10 protein-coding genes are annotated in these 13279 nt (G+C 62.4%); 4 read left to right on the top strand and 6 right to left on the bottom strand.

The window, feature by feature from the left end; all coding sequences use genetic code 11:
- Window positions 1-8: 8 nt before the first annotated feature.
- Both DWV00_RS07305 and DWV00_RS07300 read right to left on the bottom strand, forming a co-directional pair.
- On the bottom strand, window positions 9-1382 hold the full coding sequence (locus DWV00_RS07305) for an NAD(P)-dependent oxidoreductase (RefSeq protein ID WP_115532916.1): 1374 nt from the start codon (window positions 1380-1382) through the stop codon (window positions 9-11).
- A gap of 78 nt (window positions 1383-1460) precedes the next feature.
- Window positions 1461-2732: a Zn-dependent hydrolase gene (locus DWV00_RS07300; protein ID WP_115532915.1), complete on the bottom strand. Its 1272-nt coding sequence runs from the start codon at window positions 2730-2732 to the stop codon at window positions 1461-1463.
- 293 nt (window positions 2733-3025) lie between these two features.
- Here DWV00_RS07300 and DWV00_RS07295 point away from each other — a divergent pair, with 293 nt between their 5' ends.
- Complete coding sequence (locus tag DWV00_RS07295; RefSeq protein ID WP_425452732.1) at window positions 3026-3688, top strand: TetR/AcrR family transcriptional regulator; 663 nt, start codon at window positions 3026-3028, stop codon at window positions 3686-3688.
- 725 nt (window positions 3689-4413) lie between these two features.
- Window positions 4414-5619, top strand: a complete 1206-nt coding sequence (locus tag DWV00_RS07285; protein ID WP_115532912.1) for a tyrosine-type recombinase/integrase — start codon at window positions 4414-4416, stop codon at window positions 5617-5619.
- Between the two features lie 300 nt (window positions 5620-5919).
- On the opposite strand, the gene DWV00_RS07280 is transcribed toward DWV00_RS07285, so the two are convergent.
- The 4 genes from DWV00_RS07280 to DWV00_RS07265 all read right to left on the bottom strand — a co-directional run bounded on the left by DWV00_RS07280 (window position 5920) and on the right by DWV00_RS07265 (window position 11755).
- Window positions 5920-9429 carry a pyruvate carboxylase gene (locus DWV00_RS07280; RefSeq protein WP_115532911.1) on the bottom strand — a complete coding sequence of 1170 codons (3510 nt, stop codon included), beginning with the start codon at window positions 9427-9429 and terminating at the stop codon, window positions 5920-5922.
- Between the two features lie 211 nt (window positions 9430-9640).
- On the bottom strand, window positions 9641-10033 hold the full coding sequence (locus DWV00_RS34485) for a hypothetical protein (protein WP_245964766.1): 393 nt from the start codon (window positions 10031-10033) through the stop codon (window positions 9641-9643).
- Window positions 10034-10053: 20 nt separating this feature from the next.
- Complete coding sequence (locus tag DWV00_RS07270; protein ID WP_115532910.1) at window positions 10054-10989, bottom strand: electron transfer flavoprotein subunit alpha/FixB family protein; 936 nt, start codon at window positions 10987-10989, stop codon at window positions 10054-10056.
- A 16-nt stretch (window positions 10990-11005) separates the two neighbouring features.
- On the bottom strand, window positions 11006-11755 hold the full coding sequence (locus DWV00_RS07265) for an electron transfer flavoprotein subunit beta/FixA family protein (RefSeq protein ID WP_115532909.1): 750 nt from the start codon (window positions 11753-11755) through the stop codon (window positions 11006-11008).
- A 301-nt stretch (window positions 11756-12056) separates the two neighbouring features.
- On the opposite strand from DWV00_RS07265, the gene DWV00_RS07260 reads away from it, so the two are divergent.
- Both DWV00_RS07260 and DWV00_RS07255 read left to right on the top strand, forming a co-directional pair.
- Window positions 12057-12572 carry a thiamine pyrophosphate-binding protein gene (locus tag DWV00_RS07260; protein WP_115532908.1) on the top strand — a complete coding sequence of 172 codons (516 nt, stop codon included), beginning with the start codon at window positions 12057-12059 and terminating at the stop codon, window positions 12570-12572.
- 8 nt (window positions 12573-12580) lie between these two features.
- Entirely contained in the window at window positions 12581-13186 is a 606-nt protein-coding gene (locus DWV00_RS07255) for a thiamine pyrophosphate-dependent enzyme (protein WP_115533053.1), read from the top strand.
- Window positions 13187-13279: the final 93 nt, after the last annotated feature.

Genomic DNA, 13279 nt, shown 5'->3' with positions numbered 1-13279 from the left:
TCAGTGCGTCAGGCCGCGTGCTTAGCAGTGCGGGCAAAATCGCGATCCATCGATTCGGCCGCGAGCTTGCCGTCCTGCACGGCCTGTACGGTCAGATCGAGACCTTCGTGCGTGGCGCAGTCGCCGCCGGCCCAGACCTGCGCGAGCGAGGTGCGGCGCTCATCGTCGACGGCGATGCGCCCGCCATCGAGCGCGAGGATGTCGCGATCGATGCCGTCGGCGACGAGCGTCTGCCCGATCGCCTTCAGTACCATGTCGGCCTCCACGGTGAACCGCTCTCCCGTACCGACCAGGCGACCTGTTTCGTCCTCGCCGGTGCGCTCGAATTCGACACCGGCTACATGCTGCCCCTGGTCGTCGGCGATAAGCCGCAGCGGCCTTGCATGCAGCATGAGCGTCACGCCCTGCTTCTGCGCGAATTCCCGCTCGGCCCACGTCGCGCTCATCGCTTCAACGCCACGCCGGTAGACCATCGTTACGGTCTGCGCGCCGAGCTTGCGGCTTTGCACGGCGGCGTCGACGGCCGTGTTGCCGCCGCCGATGACCACCACGCGACGGCCGACCGGCACTGTCGACTTATCGCTTGCCTGGCGCAGCCGCCCGATGAACGCGATGGCATCCTCGACACCGGCGAGCGATTCGCCCGCGATATCGAGTGCCTTGACGCCGGCGAGGCCCACGGCCAGAAACACCGCGTCGTGCTGTTGGCGCAGATCGGCGAGACTGATGTCGCGCCCAAGCGCCGCACCCGCCCGCCATTCGATGCCGCCGACCGACAGCAGCCATTGCACCTCGCGTTGCGCGAACTCGTCGACGGTTTTGTAAGCCGCAATGCCGTACTCATTGAGGCCGCCGGGCTTCGTATGCGCATCGAAAATCGTCACGCGGTGGCCCGACAAAGCAAGACGATGCGCACAAGCGAGCCCAGCCGGGCCGGCGCCGACCACCGCGATGCGGCGCCCCGTATCGGGTGCGCGCGCGAAAAGCGGCTCGCCTTTAGCCATGGCCCAGTCGGTCGCATGCCGCTGAAGCGCACCGATTTGAACCGGTTCGTTGTCCTGATGATTTCGAACGCATGCGCCTTCGCAAAGAATCTCGGTCGGGCAAACCCGTGCGCACATGCCGCCGAGCGGATTGGCCGATAGGATGTCGCGTGCCGCGCCCTTCAGATTGCCGTTGCCGATCTTACGAATGAAACCCGGGATATCGATTTGCGTCGGGCAAGCATGAACGCACGGCGCGTCGTAGCAATAGTGGCAGCGGCTCGCCGCGATCGCGGCCTGAGCGGGGTTCATGAGCGGCGCGATATCGGCAAACTCGCAAGCCAATTGGGCCGCGTCGCGCCGGCCGGCGGAAATATCGCCGGTTTTCTTGATAGTCATGCTCGCTCCTTCCCAGGAAAGACGACAGGACAACGAGAAACGGAAAACAAAAACCGGTGGCCGTTGGGACCGTATCCCTCAGGCCGGCTCGCACGCGCGCTCGAGCATCGCGTGCAGCAGCACGTTCGCACCTGCCTCGATCCACTCGGGCGTGGCATCCTCGATTTCGTTATGGCTGATGCCGTCGACGCAGGGGACGAACACCATCGACGTCGGCGCGACCTGTGCGAGATAGCAGGCATCGTGTCCGGCGCCCGACACCATGTCTCGATGCGAGTATCCGAAGCGCTGCGTAGCGCGCCTGACCGACTCGACGCAGGCGCGATCGAAAGCAACGGGGGCGTAGTAAAAGATCTGCTCGAGGGCGGTTTCGAGACCGATGCCGCCTGCGATGTCGGCCACGCCCTGACGCAGTTCGGCGTCCATTTGTGCGAGCACGGCGTCGTCGGGATGGCGAAAATCGACGGTGAAGAACACGCGCCCCGGAATGACGTTGCGCGAATTCGGATGGACTTGCATCATGCCGACCGTTGCGCAGGCCAGCGGTGCATGAGCAAACCCGATCCGGTTGACGAGGTCGACGACGCGCGCCGCACCGAGCAGCGCATCGCGGCGGCGCGGCATCGGCGTGGGACCCGCATGGGCCTCCTGCCCGGTCAGCACGACTTCATACCACCTCTGCCCCTGCGCATCGGTGACGACACCGATCGTCTTGCGTTCGGCTTCGAGAATCGGGCCCTGCTCGATGTGCAATTCGAACGCCGCGTGGATCGGCCTTCCGCCGCAGGGTATTTCGCCGGCATAGCCGATCCGCTGCAACTCCTCCCCGATCGTCTTGCCCTCGATATCCTTGCGCGAGAGCCCGTATTCGAGCGTGAAGACACCGGCGAATACGCCCGAGGCCACCATCGCCGGGGCGAAGCGCGAACCTTCCTCGTTGGTCCAGATGACGGCCTCGACCGGATGCTCCGTTTCGATGCGATGATCGTTGAGCGTGCGAATGACTTCGAGCCCGCCGAGCACACCGTAGATGCCGTCGAAACGGCCGCCGGTGGGCTGCGAATCGGCGTGGGAACCGGTCATGACCGGGGCGGCTTCTCCATGGCGGCCGGCACGCCGCATGAAGACGTTGCCCATCTGATCGACGCTGACCGTGCAACCGGCCTCCTTCGCCCAGCCGACGATCACGTCGCGGCCTTGCCGATCGAGATCGGTCAACGCAAGCCGACACACCCCGCCTTTCGCTGTCGCGCCGATCTTGGCCATCGTCATCAGGCTGTCCCACAGACGCCGGCCGTTGACTTTCACCGACGAATCGATGCCCCGCTCCGTCATTGCACTCGTGCTCATCGGTTGCGCTCCTTATCGAAATCGCACCATTAGCAGGCCTAACTATCGCTTGGGAACCGCGTATTGAAGTACGCGCTTCATCGCATCTCGAATCCTGTCCAACTGGACAGGTTTTAGAACATTGGCATCGACAATTCAATGTTTTCTTTTTAGCTTGTGGGCGAGACCGCTCGCGTTCGCATCGATGGGCGCAGTTTCAGGCGCTCCTTGCAACGTTGCGACTACAATCGGATCAGATACGGCAGATCATTGAAGAAGGCCCTTTCATGAAGACCGACGATCGGCAGGCAGACATGACCGAGCATTCCGACGCGCCTTCGGATGAACCGATGTTGCGACGCCGCAAGGCGCATATCCGCCTGTCCAACGAAGCGCATCTGCTCGCTTGCGCCGAGGCCGTGTTTGCCGAGCGCGGGTTCGAAGGCGCGAGCACGGCGATGATTGCCGAGCGTGCCGGTGTGCCGAAGGCCAACGTGCACTACTACTTTCCGACCAAGCTCGCGCTCTACCGCAGAGTGCTCGACGACGTGTTCGAGGAATGGCATTGCGCGGCCGATACGTTCGATTCGAGCGACAATCCCGTCGAAGCGATCGGGGGATACGTGCGCGCGAAAATGGCGCTCTCGCAACGCCGGCCGCTCGGCTCGAAGGTCTGGGCCAGCGAGATCATTCAGGGCGCCACGCACATGCAGGACATTCTGTCGGAGCGCGTGAAGCCCTGGATGGAATCGCGCGTGGTCGTCATCAACGATTGGATCGCGCGCGGGCTGCTCGCGCCGATGGATCCACGTGCATTGCTTTATATGATCTGGGCGGTCACGCAGCATTACGCCGATTTCGATGCGCAGATCAAAACGCTTTCGGGTAAGCGTGCGTTGTCGAAGAAAGCATTCGAAGCGTTGACCGAGGAAGTCGTGGCGTTGGTCATTCGTGCATGTGGGGCGAAGGCGCCGTAGGGCGTTGCCAGAGGGGATGTCGCCAGCGGAAGTTGCAAACCGCCTTGAGAAGCGGCTTCGCGTCCTGGGCACGCCCAAAGAAAGAACGCCCCGATCTGCAACTCCCATGCACTGCCGGCTGAGCCAGCAACGAATCGTCAATTCGATATTCACGTAACACTGGCGCGCGTCTCGTGGCGAGCGCGGCGGCGCGATTCTTTTGGTCTGAATCTGTGTCGAGATGATATGGCCTTTACGAGATGGCCTTACTGTTACGGGCAGTCGTGAAGGGGGATTCTATGGCTTTGAACGCATCAAGCAGAATGCGCCCGAAGGTGGTGACTCTGCAGAAGAGCAGTATCGCCGAGATTCTCCAACGGACCGAGACTGCAGCCGAAAACGGCGCGCTGGCGGATACCAAGGCTCCTGAGAGGTCTCGAACGAAGATGCGCATCCGTTTTCTGGCCGCAGCTCCTAGGGGATTCTAGGAGCACCCACAGCAGATGCGTGCGATACACCCGCCGCCCAAAAAGAAAAAGCCCCGCAAGTCCGAGAACTCGCGGGGCTTTGTCACCGCCTATTGGCGGAGACGGAGGCCGCCAAATCCGGTCCCAACCCGATCCAACCCCATCCAAACATCTCCCAATAATTCAAACACTTGCACTGTCCAAGCATCCAATTTACGCTAGCACCTTCCAACCCCATCCAGCGCTTGCTGATGGGCTGAATGATGGGCTAGAAAATCGATGCTAACCGACAAACAAGCGAAAGCACTAAAGCCGGACGACAAGCCGGCCTTCGACGGAAAGGTCACCGGACTGATGCTGGTACCGTCCAAATCCGGCTGCAAATGGATCTTGCGCTTCACCAGCCCGGTGACGGGCAAGCGACGCGACGCCGGTCTCGGCATCTATCCAGAGACGTCGATCGCCGAAGCACGCGAAAAGGCGCTTGCCATGCGCAAGCTCATCGATAGTGGGGCGGACCCGATCGAGCAACGAAATCGGGAACGCGAGGCTGCCGTCGTCGCCGCAGCCGAACTCACGTTCGAGAAAGCTGCTCGCAAGGTTCACGAAGAACTCAAACCCGGTTGGAAGAATGAGAAGCATGCCGCGCAGTGGATCAGCACGCTCGAAACCTACGTGTTCCCGAAACTGGGAAACCGCAAACTCGATGCAATCAGCCCCGGCGACTGTGCGGACGTCCTGCGGCCGATCTGGCTAACGAAGGCGGAAACTGCGAGCCGCACTCGGCAACGGATGCACGCCGTCATGCAGTGGGCGTGCGCGCATGGCTACATTGCAGCGAACCCAGTCGGCGTTATCGATCACATTTTGCCCAAACAGTCGAGCAAGGCAGAGCACCAACCTGCTATGCCTTGGCGGCGCGTACCCAAATTCGTCACTGATCACCTTACAACTCATGGACCGGGCGACAGCACCCGCTCTGCCCTCCTGCTCCTGATCCTAACCGCAACGCGAAGCGGCGAGGTCCGCGGTGCGACATGGGACGAGTTTGACCTGCATGCCGGCGTCTGGACAATCCCTGCCCAGCGCATGAAGGCGAAAGAATTACATCGAGTCCCCCTGTCCGAGCACGCGTTAACACTTGTTAAGACTCTCAAGAAAATCAAGCTGCACGACGTTCTAGTCTTCCCCTCTCCGCGGGAAAAAGTCTTGAGCGATATGACGCTGACCGCGTTGCTCCGCCGCGTCAAAGCAGAGAGCGATACCACCGGGAGATTTGCGACCGCCCACGGCTTCCGCTCCAGCTTCCGCGATTGGGCTAGCGAGCAGGGTTACGCTCGGGACCTTGCCGAACGTGCACTCGCCCACACCGTGGCAAACAAGGTCGAGGCGGCGTACCACCGCACTGATCTGCTGGAGCAGCGACGGCCGCTGATGGAGAGTTGGGCCCAGCACGTCTTTTCCTACAAGCTCGACTGTCGATAACGGCGGACGATTGGATGCAGCCAGCATTGGTGACTTTCAGACACCCGCTCGGCTAGTGCATTTCCCCTTTCTTGCAGGCGCCGCGGATTGATTACGGTCGACTCCGGTGCGAGCGCCTTTTTGCGTGTTCCGAATGCTTGGGATGCCCGCTTCTATTGATTCGAGCCCTCGCTGTTCTGCCGCAACTTTCGCTGCCCTTACAGCTTCATCGAAGCTCACCAGTTGCGGCTGGTCCTTGTCGACCAGCGCCTTCAGTATCTTCGCGAAGTCGACCGCCAAGGCAACATCCGACGCCCGCGATCAGCGTACCTCACTGAGTTCAATCAACAGATCTTTCGCTGCGACCCGCTCACCAACTTTCACATGCACAGCTGCGATTTCGCAATCGCGCTCCGCCGCGATATGGGTTTCCATCTTCATCGCCTCGAGCGCAATGAGCGTCGTGCCGGCCGTCACGCGCTGACCCGGCTGGACGGCCAACGTGACCACCGAGCCCGGCATCGGAGCAGCGATATGCAGCGGATTAGCTGGATCGGCGCGCTGCGGGCCATGGCGCTCCTTGCCCGCCTGCCCGACCGTCTTCTGCTCGACCAGCGCGGAACGCGACTGGCCGTTCAGCTCGAACAATACCTTCACGATGCCGTCCTGCGCATCGGCATGCTGCCCCTGCAGCGACACGAGCAGCGTCTTGCCCGACTCGATTTCGATCGCCACCTCCTCCTGCGGCTGCAGCCCGTACAGGAACGCCGGCGTCGGCACGACCGACGTGTCGCTGTACGCGCGAACATGCGCGTAATAGTCGACCGTCTGCTTCGGATACATCAGGTAGGACGCGAGTTGCCGGTCGTCGAGCGGCTGCTCGCAGGCGGCCTCGGCCTGCTTGCGTACCGCGTCGAGATCGACCGGCGGAATCCGGTCGCCGGGACGATACGGCGCCGGCGGCTCGCTCTTGAGCACCTTGCGCGACAGGTCCGCCGGGAAGCCATCGGGCGGGAAGCCGAGCTCGCCTTTGAACAGCGACACGACCGACTCGGGGAACGCGACGTCCTTGTCCGGAGTGCGAACGTCGTCCAAGCCGAGGTCGTTCGCGACCATCATCAGCGCCATGTCGCCGACCACCTTCGACGTCGGCGTGACCTTCACGATGTCGCCGAACAAGCGGTTCACGTCTGCATACGCGCGCGACACCTCGGTCCAGCGATGATCGATACCGAGCGAGCGCGCCTGCTCGCGCAAGTTCGTGTACTGGCCGCCGGGCATCTCGTGACGGTAGACGTCGGCCGTGCCCGCGCGGATCTCCGATTCGAACGGCGCGTAATAACGGCGCACGCCCTCCCAGTACATCGACGCTTCGTGCAGGCGGTCCTGATCCAGCCCCGGATCGCGTTCGCCGCCGGCCAGTGCGGCCGCGATGCTCGACAGATTCGGCTGCGAAGTGAGCCCGCTCATCGCATCGAGCGCACCGTCCACCGCGTCGCAGCCCGCACCGACCGCCGCCAGCACCGACGCCGCGGCGATGCCGCTCGTATCGTGCGTGTGGAAATGCACGGGCAGTCCGGTTTCCTCCTTGAGCGCCTTAACGAGCGTCGCGACGGCCTGCGGACGGCAGATGCCGGCCATGTCCTTGATGCCGAGCACGTGCACACCGGCCTGCTGCAGCTCGCGGGCGATGCCGACGTAATACTTGAGGTCGTACTTCGAACGCGACGTGTCGAACAAATCGCCGGTGTAGCAGATCGCGCCTTCGCACAGCATCCCGCTCTCGCCGACCGCGTCGATCGCCACGCGCATGTTGCGCACCCAGTTCAGCGAGTCGAACACGCGGAACACGTCGACGCCCGCATTCGCGGCCTGCTGCACGAAGAAGCGCACGACATTGTCCGCGTAGTTCGCATAGCCGACTGCGTTCGAGCCGCGCAGCAGCATCTGGAACAGGATGTTCGGCACGCGTTCGCGCAGCAGCGCGAGCCGCTCCCACGGGTCTTCCTTCAGGAAGCGCAACGCGACGTCAAACGTGGCACCACCCCAGCATTCGAGCGAGAACAGCTGCGACAGTTCGCGCGCATAGAACGGCGCGACCGGCAGCATGTCGGCCGTGCGCATGCGCGTCGCAAACAGCGACTGGTGCGCATCGCGCATCGTCGTGTCGGTCAACAGCACCTGCTTCTGGTCGAGCATCCAGCTCGCGAATTTCTCAGGGCCGAGCTCACGCAGGCGATCACGCGTGCCGGCCGGAATCGCCACCATCGTATCGATCTTCGGCAGCACCGGCTTTGACAGTGGCAGCGCCGGCAGCGTACGGCCGCTCATCTCCGTATTGCCGTTCACGTTCAGCTCACCTAGATAGCGCAGCAGCTTCGTCGCGCGGTCGCCGCGCTTCGCGAATGCGAGTAGCTCCGGCGTCTTGTCGATGAAGCGCGTCGTCACGTCGCCTGCGATGAACGCCGGGTGATTGATCACGTTCTCAAGGAACTGCAGGTTCGACGTGACACCGCGAATCCGGAACTCGCGCAGCGCGCGATCCATCCGGTGAATCGATTCGGCGGCCGTCGGCGCCCAGGTCGTCACCTTGACCAGCAGCGAGTCGTAGTACGGCGTGATCACCGCGCCGCCATAGGCGGTGCCGGCGTCGAGACGCACGCCGAAGCCGGCCGCGCTGCGATAGGCCGTGAGCCGCCCATAGTCGGGCAGGAAGTCGTTCTCCGGATCCTCGGTCGTGATCCGGCATTGCAGCGCGTGGCCGTTCAGTGGAATCTCCTGCTGCTCCGGTACGCCGGCCGCACGCGCGACGAGCGCACCTTCGCCGTCCGCCGCGTCCTCGGCCAGGCCGATCCGTCCGCCTTCGGTGATGCGAATCTGTGCCTTCACGATGTCGATCCCGGTGATCATCTCGGTCACCGTGTGCTCGACCTGGATGCGCGGGTTCACCTCGATGAAGTAGAACTGGCCAGTGTCGGCGTCCATCAGAAATTCGACAGTGCCCGCGTGCGTATAGCCGACTGCGCGCATCAGGCGCAGCGCCGATTCGCACAGCGCCCGCCGGCCGTCGTGATCGAGGTACGGCGCCGGCGCGCGTTCAACGACCTTCTGGTTGCGCCGCTGCACCGTGCAATCGCGCTCGTACAAATGCACGACGGTGCCGTGCAGGTCGCCGAGCACCTGCACCTCGACGTGGCGCGCATTGCGCACAAGTTTCTCGACATACACCTCGTCGTTGCCGAACGCGGCCAGTGCCTCGCGCCGAGCTGCGGCCAACGACGCCTCGAGGTCGCGCTCGCTCTCGAGCACGCGCATCCCGCGTCCACCGCCGCCCCAGCTCGCCTTCAGCATCAGCGGATAGCCGACTTCCGCTGCCAGTACCCGGCACGCGTCGACATCGTCCGGCAGCGGTGCGGTCGCGGGCATCACGGGCACGCCGGCGGCGATCGCCGCATTGCGCGCGGCCACCTTGTTGCCGAGCGTGCGCATCACATCCGGCGACGGGCCGATCCAGCGAATGCCGGCGTCGATCACCGCCTGCGCGAAATTGGGGTTCTCGGACAGGAAGCCGTAGCCGGGATGGATCGCGTCGACCTTCGCCTGCCGCGCGACGCGCAGGATGTCGTCGATGTCGAGATACGCGGCGAGCGGCTTCTTGCTTTCGCCAATCAGATAGCTCTCGTCTGCCTGGAAACGATGCAGCGCGAGACGGTCCTCCGTCGAATACACCGCCACCGTACGCATATTCAGTTCGGCGGCGGCACGCATCACACGGATCGAGATTTCCGAGCGATTGGCGATCAGCAGTGATTTAATCGGGGAGCGTTTCATGATCGACGATGCAAGAAATTAGAAATGCCTCGTAGAGGCATTGTTCTTGAGGGTTTTAGTTATAGCCGAGGACCGCGATCAACAGTACGTCTGGTCGATCCATCGCGCTGTCCGCCCGGGATTACAGGGGATGTGCAGGACGTGCTGATAAAGCGACGACTCCTTCTGAACGCTCCGATGGAGCGACGCATATGCGCCCTGTCCCGTCTACTCAGAAGCCCGCGCGTTGAGCGGGTTTCTGCCTTTCAATTTCACCTCTACGGCTTCTCGTCGCGTGCTGCCGACGTGCCTCCGTTTCGGTTAGTCCGTGCCATCTCCCTCCGGACAACGGTGCATCCGCTGCACCGAGCCCCAGCTGCTCAGCGGCCACTTTTGCCGCACGTATAGCGTCATCGAAGTTCTTCTCGCTTGCAACGTGGGCGCGATCGACATTCACGACCCAGCTGTCAAACATGAAACGCCATCGAATTCTGCGTTCCTCGAGGAGCGCAGAAAACCAACGCCAGATTGACGCATCTTCAGCATTGGCCGCCGCCGCTGCATCGAGGCGAACTCGTTCCATCGCGCCCATATTCCTCTCCCCGGATCCGAGCATCACCAGCAAGAAGGCCTCGCAAAAAAACGCTACGCCAGTTGTGCCACCAGTTCAGGGATCTCCGAGAATAGATCGCCAACGAGGCCGTAATCGGCCACGCTGAAGATCGGCGCCTCCGGATCCTTGTTGATCGCCACGATTACCTTCGAATCCTTCATGCCGGCCAGATGCTGGATCGCACCCGAGATGCCAACCGCGATATACAGCTGCGGTGCAACGATCTTGCCGGTCTGGCCGACCTGGTAGTCGTTCGGCACGTAGCCTGCATCCACTGCCGCGCGCGATGCGCCGAGGGCTGCCGACAGCTTGTCGGCCAGCGGCTCCAGCACCTTCGTGTAATTCTCGCCGCTGCCCAGACCGCGGCCGCCCGATACGATGATGCTGGCCGACGTCAGTTCCGGACGGTCCAGATTCGTCACTTCACGGCTCACGAACTGCGACTTGCCAGCGTCTACCGCTGCTTCGATCTTGTCGACCGAAGCGCTACCGCCTTCCGTTGCAACCGGATCGAAACCCGTTGCGCGCACCGTGATGACCTTGATCGGGTCGCTCGACTGCACCGTCACGATCGCGTTGCCCGCGTAGATCGGGCGCTCAAACGTGTCGGCCGAATCAATCGCCGTGATATCCGAGATCTGCGCGACGTCCAGCTTCGCAGCGATGCGCGGTGCTATGTTCTTGCCATAGGCCGTCGCCGGCGCGAGGATGTGCGAGTAGTCCTTCGCAATGTTCAGCACAGTCGCTTCGACGTTTTCCGCCAGGCCCGCTTCGAGTTTCGGCGAATCGGCCAGCAACACTTTCGAAACACCTGCGATCTTCGCTGCTGCATCTGCCGCCGCTTGCGCGTTGTGGCCTGCCACCAGCACGTGAATGTCACCGCCGATCCTCGCCGCCGCTGCCACCGTGTTCAGCGTTGCGGCCTTGATCGACGCGTTGTCGTGTTCTGCAATCACCAGAGTCGTCATTTCCTTCTGCTCCCGCTTACAGCACCTTGGCTTCGGTCTTCAGCTTCTCGACCAGCGTCTTCACGTCCGGCACCTTCATGCCAGCCACGCGCTTCGGCGGCTCGACCACCCTCAGCGTCTTCAGACGCGGTGCGACGTCCACGCCCAGGTCTTCCGGCTTCACCGTTTCCAGCGGCTTTTTCTTCGCCTTCATGATGTTCGGCAGCGTCACGTAGCGCGGCTCGTTCAAGCGCAGGTCCGTGGTCACGACTGCGGGCAGTTGAAGCGACAGCGTTTCCGCGCCACCGTCGACTTCACGTACAACCGTGGCCTTGCCATCGGCGATCGTGACCTTCGACGCGAACGTCGCTTGCGGCAGGCCGGCCAGCGCAGCCAGCATCTGGCCCGTCTGGTTCGAATCGTCGTCGATCGCCTGCTTGCCGAGGATCACCAGCTGCGGCTGGTCCTTGTCGACCAGCGCCTTCAGGATCTTCGCGACGGCCAGCGGCTCGACGCTGTCGTTCGACTCGACGAGGATCGCGCGATCCGCGCCGATCGCTAGCGCCGTACGCAGCGTTTCCTGCACTTGCGCGACACCCACCGACACCGCGATCACTTCGGTCGCGACCCCTGCTTCCTTCAGGCGCACGGCCTCCTCCACCGCGATTTCGTCGAACGGGTTCATCGACATCTTCACGTTCGCGATGTCGACACCTGTGTTGTCCGACTTCACGCGGATCTTCACGTTGTAATCGACCACTCTTTTCACTGGCACCAGAATTTTCATCACATGTCCTCGAAAGGTTCTGGTCGGCAGTTTGCATATCGAACAATCCTGCTGGAATTCAAGATTCTGAAACAGGGCCTTCAAACCCTTCGAATTCGTCGATCCAACGTACGTCCGAAGCTTGCCAGACGGCGAGTTCCCCAACGTTAACTGGAGGTTAAACGTCCATTACGCAATCGCAAATTGAGTTTGGGGTATTGCTACGGCACGCTTGTCTCATCCGCAAACGCCGTACATATCGGCACATGCCGGTCACGCGATATCCCTTTATCTACTCTCGACGTCAACCGTCCAGCCCATCATGTCAGCTAACTGGCCCGATACCATCTTTGAGCATTTCAAGTCCTCCGACGTACGCCAGGTCGCGTACGTACCCGACGCCGGCCACAAGCGCCTCATCGAGCTTTGCGAAAGCGATTCCGACATTCACGCCGTATCCCTAACCACCGAAGAAGAAGGCGTTGCCATGATGGGCGGCGCCTGGGTCGGCGGACAACGCGGCGTACTACTGCTGCAATCGAGCGGCGTCGGCAACTGCATCAACATGCTGTCGCTACAGCACGAGTGCCGAATGCCGATTCTGATGCTCGTCACGATGCGCGGTGAGTGGGGCGAGTTCAACCCGTGGCAGGTCGCGATGGGTAAATCGACCCAGGAAACCCTGGAATCCTCCGGTGTCTATGTGTATCGCGCGGACGATGCCGACGAAGTTGCCCCGACCGTCCAGGCGGCGCTGAATTTCGCATTCAATACGTCGCGTATGGTGGCCGTACTGATCGGCCAGCGTGTGATCGGCACGAAGAACTTCAAAAAGTGAGCATCGACATGACGCAACAGACCACTCCCCTGAACCGCCGAACGGCCGTTCAACGCATCCTCCGCGATCGCGCGGACCGCGTACTGGCCGTCACCAGCCTCGGCAACCCGACCTTCGATGTTGCCGCCGCCGGCGATACGCCGCAAAACTTCTATCTCTGGGGTGCAATGGGTGGCGCCGTGACTTTCGGGCTCGGCATCGCACGTGCACAGCCGTCAAAGCGTGCCGTGGTGTTCGTCGGCGATGGCGAAATGATGATGGGCCTCGGCTCGCTGGCTACCGTCGGCGTCGATCGTCCGTCCAACCTGTCGATCGTCGTGATCGACAACGGACACTATGCCGAAACCGGAATGCAGCCCGCACATGCTGGACGAGGCGTCGATGTCACCGCTGTCGCACGGGCGGCCTGCATCGAGAACGCGCGCACGATCACGACGGAAGCTCAACTCGACGACTTCGTCGACGCCATTCTCAATGGCGACGGTCCGGTACTCGCAACCGTCAAGGTCAGCACCGACCCAGCCCCGACGTGTCTGCCGCCGCGCGACGGCCCTTATCTGCGCAGCCGCTTCCGCGAAGCACTGCTCGGGTCCGCCGCACACGCAAGCCAATAAGGGCTTACGCGGGCAGATCACCATGCATGAAGGGTTCCGCCCACCGCGGGACCCTTTTTCCATTCCTGGACGTCACCTATCCTCCCGGTACAA

This window comes from Trinickia dinghuensis (assembly GCF_003367175.1).
Taxonomy (GTDB): Bacteria; Pseudomonadota; Gammaproteobacteria; order Burkholderiales; family Burkholderiaceae; genus Trinickia; species Trinickia dinghuensis.
The sequence above is the reverse complement of the archived record's forward strand: the minus strand, read 5'-3'. Positions and strand labels throughout refer to the sequence as shown.